The organism is Streptomyces sp. ISL-43, assembly GCF_018614195.1.
Classification (GTDB): Bacteria; Actinomycetota; Actinomycetes; order Streptomycetales; family Streptomycetaceae; genus Streptomyces.
Genome location: NZ_JAGGOT010000063.1, coordinates 1 through 6390, shown reverse-complemented (window position 1 = coordinate 6390; position 6390 = coordinate 1). Strand labels below are relative to the sequence as shown.

At 69.1% G+C, this 6390-nt stretch carries 6 protein-coding genes; 4 read left to right on the top strand and 2 right to left on the bottom strand.

Annotated features, from left to right (window positions below; all coding sequences use genetic code 11):
* The 4 genes from J7F03_RS32550 to J7F03_RS32535 form a co-directional block, all read left to right on the top strand.
* The coding region (locus tag J7F03_RS32550; protein WP_251072835.1) for a transcriptional regulator at window positions 1–1691 on the top strand (1691 nt) is incomplete at its 5' end.
* A 9-nt stretch (window positions 1692–1700) separates the two neighbouring features.
* A complete protein-coding gene (locus tag J7F03_RS32545; RefSeq protein WP_214955903.1) occupies window positions 1701–2255 on the top strand; it encodes an XRE family transcriptional regulator in 555 nt (184 codons plus the stop codon).
* Between the two features lie 98 nt (window positions 2256–2353).
* On the top strand, window positions 2354–2812 hold the full coding sequence (locus tag J7F03_RS32540; protein ID WP_214955901.1) for a carboxymuconolactone decarboxylase family protein: 459 nt from the start codon (window positions 2354–2356) through the stop codon (window positions 2810–2812).
* Between the two features lie 45 nt (window positions 2813–2857).
* Entirely contained in the window at window positions 2858–3742 is an 885-nt protein-coding gene (locus tag J7F03_RS32535; protein WP_214955899.1) for a sigma-70 family RNA polymerase sigma factor, read from the top strand.
* A gap of 179 nt (window positions 3743–3921) precedes the next feature.
* On the opposite strand, the gene J7F03_RS32530 is transcribed toward J7F03_RS32535, so the two are convergent.
* Both J7F03_RS32530 and J7F03_RS32525 read right to left on the bottom strand, forming a co-directional pair.
* Window positions 3922–4395: a MarR family transcriptional regulator gene (locus tag J7F03_RS32530; protein ID WP_214955897.1), complete on the bottom strand. Its 474-nt coding sequence runs from the start codon at window positions 4393–4395 to the stop codon at window positions 3922–3924.
* The gene (locus J7F03_RS32525) at window positions 4392–5030 is read right to left on the bottom strand and encodes a hypothetical protein (RefSeq protein ID WP_308380048.1); all 639 of its coding nucleotides are present in this window, start codon (window positions 5028–5030) and stop codon (window positions 4392–4394) included. Before J7F03_RS32525 ends, J7F03_RS32530 begins: the two co-directional genes overlap by 4 nt.
* Window positions 5031–6390: the final 1360 nt, after the last annotated feature.

Below are 6390 nucleotides of genomic sequence, written 5' to 3'. Positions count from 1 at the left end.
CCACCACCCCCCTCGCAGGCAACGGCCCCCTCGCCGTCCTGGACGGCACCGGCAAGGCCCACGCCGCCGGCGGGCTCATCCTCGACCCGCCCGCCACCGACCTCCCCGCCCTCATCACTTGGGCCCTCAGCCCCGCCGCCGACCTCCGCTCCCCCCGCCTCCACCGCAACGGCAAGGACGGCGACCCCCTCCTCGTACTCACCCCCGCCGCCACGGAGGCCCTCGGCCTCCCCCTCGTCCTCGAAGACCGCCGCGGCCTGCGCCTCCCCGACAACCACCCCGTCATCAAGCAGCTCACCAAGGCGAAGTGGCAGCTGACCCGTCGCGGCTTCGGCCCCTGGCCCCGCATCTACCGCCCCGCCACCCCCACCACCGGCCGCCAGTGCGTCCAGCTCGCGATCCTCCCCTGGGGTGCCCTCGACCCCCGTGCCTGGGGCGAGGACACCGCAGAGCTCCCCGCCCCGGACCTCGCCGAGCTGCTCACCTCCTACGCCACCCGCGTCATCACCCCGCGCGGCTCCACGGCCGTCTCCGGCCTGGAACTCATGACGGCGCTACGCCCCCCGACCCGAGCCGCCCGCGACGAGGCGACCGGCGCCTGGGTCTCGGCCCCGGTGCCCGGCTCCCTCACCCGCCCCGTCGACCCCGCTCCCCCGGAGGCCCCCGACGAGCACCCGGTCGTCGCGGCCCTCTACCCCCGCGCCCACCAGCGCACCCCGGACCAGGTCCTCGACGAAGAGGCGTACGACTGGATCCGCGATGCGCAGCTCCTCACCGACGCCGAGTGCGTCCGTACCCACGCCGTCGGCATCGACGTGAACATGGCCTTCGCCGCCGCCGCCAACCGCCTCCTCGTCGGCATCGGCCCCGCGGTGCACACCCCGCGCCCCCGCTTCGACCCGAAGCTGCCCGGCTGCTGGCTGGCGGACCTCTCCACCGCCGAGCTCGACCCCCGCCTCCCGAGCCCCTTCACCCCGCACGGCCGCCCGCCCACCGGCCCCGCCTGGTACGCCACTCCGACGCTGGCCTACGCCCAGGAGCTCGGCCTCTCCGTCCAGCCGACCGAGGCCTGGCTCCGCCCGGACCACGGTCCGTACCTCGACGCCTGGTACACCCGCCTGCGCGACGCCTACATGGCGACCATGGCGGAGCTCGGCGTGCACGCGGCCCTCACTGACGCCGAGTTCCTCACGGCAATGGCGGAGTACAAGGAAGACAAGAACCACAACCCGTCACCGGCCGCGGTCCTCTCCGCGATCAAGTCGACCGTCAAGGGCGGCATCGGCAAGCTCCGCGAACGCCCGCAGGGCGCCGGCTACCGCCCCGGCGAAAGCTGGCCGGCCCTCGAACGCCCCACCTGGCGCCCCGACATCCGCGCCGCCGTCATCTCCACGGCCCGGGTCAACATGCACCGCAAGATGCGCAAGCTCGCGACGGAAGCCGGCGAGTACCCCATCGCCGTCCTCTCCGACTGCGCGGTCTACCTCTCCGACGGCCCCAGCCCCCTCGACTTCCTCCCCCGCACCCCGGAGGGCAAGCCGCTGCCCGGCGGATTCCGCCTCGGCGTCAGCCCCGGCATGGTCAAGCACGAGGGCACCCAGCCCCTCCTCTGGGCCGTTCAGATGCTCGACGAACGCCACAACCCCGCCCGCCACATCAAGGGCCACGACGCCGCGGCCGACGGAGAGTAAGAGCCACCCATGTCCGAGATCAGCGACAGCCTCGACCGCGCCGACGAACTGAACTTCACGCGTCCCATCCCCAAGTCCGCGGGTGCCCAGATCCGGTACCTGGTCAAGCAGCTCAAGTCCACCAAGGCCGTGGCGGACCTCCTCGCCATCTCCCGGCGCACCGTCGAGCGGTACGTGAAGGACCAGATCAAGCAGCCCAAGCCGGCGCTCTCCACCCGCCTGGAGCGCGAGGTACGCCGCCGCTGGCAGCCGCTGGTCCGCAAGCGGGCCCGTGCCAAGGCGGCGAAGCAGACCGGCCTGGTCATCGAGACCCGCGCCCGCTTCGGCTTCAGCGCCGCCCCCGGCACCACCGACGACGGCCGGATGCGCCGCATCACCCAGCACCTCCCCCCGGAGTACGCCTCACGCCTCTTCGCCGCCCAGGAGGCCGGCGCCAACGAGGCCCAGCTCCGCCACATCGCGGCCGAAGGCCTCCAGGAGATCTACTTCAAGGACCACGGCGCCCGCGCCCAGGGCCTCCTCGTCGAGTTCACCGACATCGACTACGTCGAGCTCAACTTCTAGAAGGAATCCGCGGAGCGCTGTCACATCCGCGCGACCGGCTCCGTCATACCGGTGTAGCAGCGAGCGGGGCACCGAGCCCCCACACCGAAGGAGTCCCGATGAACGCACGCATGGGCAACCCGGCCGCCGTCGTCCCCGGCGCCATGCAGGCCCTCCTGGGCATCGGCAAGGCCGTCATCGCCACCGGCGTCAGCGAGCGCACCCTGGAGCTCGCCCACATCCGCGCCAGCCAGATCAACGCTTGCGGCGTCTGCCTCGACATGCACCCCAAGATCGCGAAGAAGCTCGGCGAGACCGACGAGCGCATCCACGCGATCGCCGGCTGGCGCGACACCCCGTACTTCGACGACGCCGAGCGCGCGGCCCTGGCCCTCGCCGAGGCCGTCACCCGCACCGCGGACACCAGCAACGCGGTCCCGGACGAGGTCTACGACGAGGCCGCCAAGCACTACGACGAGCAGCAGCTCGCCGCGCTCATCCTCTCCATCGCCACCGTGAACCTCTGGAACCGCATCAACCTCGCGACCCGCCAGATCGCCGGCGCGGCCTGGAACTGACCGACAATTGCCTTCCGCCGAACCACCGGAAGGCAGGATCGACCCGTGAACGAGCACGACGAGTTGGCGAAACGTTTCGAAGAGGAACGCACCCGACTCCGGGCAGTGGCCTACCGGATGCTCGGCTCCCTGGGCGAGGCGGAAGACGCCGTCCAGGAGGCCTGGCTCCGCCTCAGCCGCACCGACGCCGCCGAGATCGACAACCTGGCCGGCTGGCTGACCACGGTGGTCGGCCGGATCTGCCTGGACATGCTCCGCTCCCGCACGTCCCGCCGGGAAGACCCCCTGGAAGTCCGGCCGCTGGAGCCGGTCCCCGGCGACACCACCGGTGTCGCCCGGCCGGCAAGCGACCCGGAGGACGAGGCCCTGCTGGCCGACTCGGTGGGCGCCGCCATGCTCGTGGTCCTGGACAAGCTGGCCCCCGCCGAACGCCTCGCGTTCGTCCTGCACGACCTGTTCGCCGTGCCCTTCGAAGACATCGCCCTGATCACCGAGCGCACCCCCGCCTCGGCCCGCCAGCTCGCCAGCCGCGCCCGCCGCCGGGTCCGCGGCGCCGAGGCACAGCCCCGGCCCGACCTCACCCGCCAGCACCGCATCGTCAGCGCGTTCCTGAGCGCCGCGCGCGGCGGAGACTTCGAGGCCCTCCTCGAAGTCCTCGACCCCGATGTCGTGGCGCGCTCGGACATCGGCATGGCAAACGCCCTCTCCGCCGTCCGCGGAGCGGCCCTGGTGGCCCGTCAGGCGGCGACGTTCGCGCAGTTCGCCCAGACCGCGCAGGTCGCGTTCGTCAACGGCGGCGTGGGCGTCGTCGCCCGCGTCGACGGCACCTTCCGCGTCATGATGTTCACCATCGCGGACTCCCGCATCACGGAGGTCTCCGTCGTCATGACCCCCTCGGGCGTGTCCGAGCTGGACATCCTCGTCCCCTGAGGGCTGTCCCGGCTCGCACCGTGGGCGCGGACGTCGACGTCCGCGCCCACGGCACCCCTCGCACCAAGAACCCCTCCACGCCCCTCAGGGCCCCTGGAGAACCACAAAGGGCCCCGGGATACCCCGAGGCCCTCACAAGCCCCTGAGCACCCCTCAGAAGCCCTTAAAACGACACGTCATCATCCCACCGCGTGCAGAGCCCTACGCCGCTTCGACTCTTCCGCCTTCTTCGCGACGGCCTGGGCCGCCCTCTTCTTGCGCTGCTCGGCCAGCTGGTCCTGATACGCCGCCACCGCCCGGTGGTAGCTGGCCACATAGCCCCGCGCGTCCAGCCGCTCGTCCGCGTCCATCTCGTTCACGGCCGCGACCGCGTCCTCGAAGGAGGTGTACCCGGCCAGCATCGGGTTGATCTGGTAGATCCCGTTGCGGATCTTCCTGACCAGCTTCGCCAACTCCAGGCTCCGCAGCGCGGCGTTCACGCTCGGCCGGCTCAGGTCCAGCATCTGACCGACCGTCGCCTGGTCGATGAGGATCCGCCCGCCCGGCTCACTGAGCGAACGCAGCTTCAGCAGTACGCGGTAGGCCGCCGGCGGAAGGTCGAGGTCCGAGAGAAGCCCGTCGGCGTTGACCGCAGCGAATCGCAAGGTGCTCACTGAGCCGTCCCTTCTCCCGTGCGCTTCGTCCGGCTCACCCGACGCGCAGCGCGCTCTCTTGCCCGTTCGGCCCGCAGTTCCGCGATGGCCTGCCTCATGTGGTCCAGCGAGGGGAAGCGCACCAGGTCCGGCAGGCTCGTATCGCTACGAATCTGCGAAATGGTGCCGTGCTGCTCCACCTTCACGAACTCACCCGTCATCTCGGTACCCGGGATGAACTCCGCCACCCGGTAACTGTAGGGCGGGTTGAACTGATACACACCCCGCCGCACCTTGAAGACGATCCCATGAGACATCACCGTATGCAGAGCTTCCGACGTCTTCGTCCGGCTGACATCCAGGATGGTAGCCATCTCCTCCTGCGTGAGCGGAATCCGCCCCCCCGCTCGCTGACAGGCGATGAGCAGCAGGATCAGCCTCAGAGGCAGCGCTTCCCGGAAGTACTGGGCGATCACGAGGAAGAACTCGAGGCTGTCCATCGAGAACGCGTTCGGCTGATTCTCGGTCCCGTAGAACTCCAGCGGCTTGCGCTCGCCGTCCAGAGTCAGCTTCCGCGTCGGGTACCGCCTGGCGAGGCTGTCCAGATCCTTGACCGGAGCCAGCGGCTGACTCCACGCAGAGATCGCGTCGTCCACCGGCAGATCGGGACGCGGGGTCCCTACCGGATTGCCCCGGCGGCGCTGTGGCTCTGATGACACGAGGCTGCTCTCCACTCCGTTGATCTGCGGAGATCAGTATGTCAACAAGGGTGACACAAGTGTCACGCTCGTTGACGTTCGGCGTGTCATGTGTCCCCTCACAGGTGACATATCTCAGCCACACCCTCCTCAGCCCCCTCGCCGAACCCCTCCGACCAACGCCACCCACCCCACCGCCAGTTCACCGGCACATCTCCGCTAAAACGTCAGCCGCCCCGACGTTTTAGCGCGTTTTACGTCAACGGCACTGACGTTTTGTCGTCGTTGTGTCCCCCTAGAAGCGACACAACCACCGAGATATGTCCCTCCTGAGGGGACATATCTTTCCCCCCGCACCCCCTCTGACCTGCGGCAACGCATCTCCGTACCTTCTATAGGCCGGTGGTCGCCGCGCTGCGCGTACTGAAGGCCGTCTACAACGCCTGCCGCAGACATCTGCCGGCCCCCGAACCAAGCCCCTCCAGACGCCCCTGACCCACCCCAAGCCCCCCCACTCCCAAGCCAACACCCCGCAGAATCTGACTGATTCCCGTCTCTATCCACTCTCTATTTTGAATCAGACAGCTCTTCAGACCCTTAACGCCGTTAACACCCCACCCAGCCAACAACCTCAACTCCGTTAAGCCCACCATCAAACCCGCAGGTCACAGAGGTCTCACTAACTAAATGACCCCTCAACCAAATTCGAGACACCTTTCACCTCAGCGAACCAAGGCTCCAGATCACCAACCACCCTTAAACCCACCTCCAACCAAGTTGGCCGGTTCAGGCCCAACCCCAAGCCCTCCACATCACTCCCAACCCCCAGACCAACACCAGCCCCAGGCCTCGACACCAGAAACGGAATCAGCTCCGGCCTTCAGCAACCACCCAGTCTTCGTCCACCACCCACTGAGCATCGTCCGGCAGCTTCAGGAGTCTCTAGCCACCCAAGAGCCATTTAGTAAAACCACGCGCTCCCAACCCGGAGCGAAGCGGAGGGTCTCTGCTTAAAGCCATTCAGAACAAACCCTGGAACTCCACTTCCAAGCACTCACCCCTTGGGCACCTCTGGGCCTACGGAACAAGCCCCGTTCGGGTGCAGCGGAGCGGAACCCGAACGGCCCCCAGCACAGCGCGGAATCATCCGAAGCGAAGCGGAGGAGCCCCGGCCGAAGGCCGGCTCTGGGCCGCGAAGCGGCCCGCCCCCGAGCGCAGCGAGGGGGTCCTCTCCTCCGCGCGCAGCGCGGAACTCTCCGAAGCGAAGCGGAGGAGCCCCGGCCGAAGGCCGGGGCTCTGGGCCGCGAAGCGGCCCGCC

Excerpts from the sequence above, each read along its gene's own strand:
- J7F03_RS32545 (WP_214955903.1), top strand. The coding sequence starts at position 1,701 with ATGTCCGAGATCAGCGACAGCCTCGACCGCGCCGACGAACTGAACTTC.
- J7F03_RS32540 (WP_214955901.1), top strand. The coding sequence starts at position 2,354 with ATGAACGCACGCATGGGCAACCCGGCCGCCGTCGTCCCCGGCGCCATG.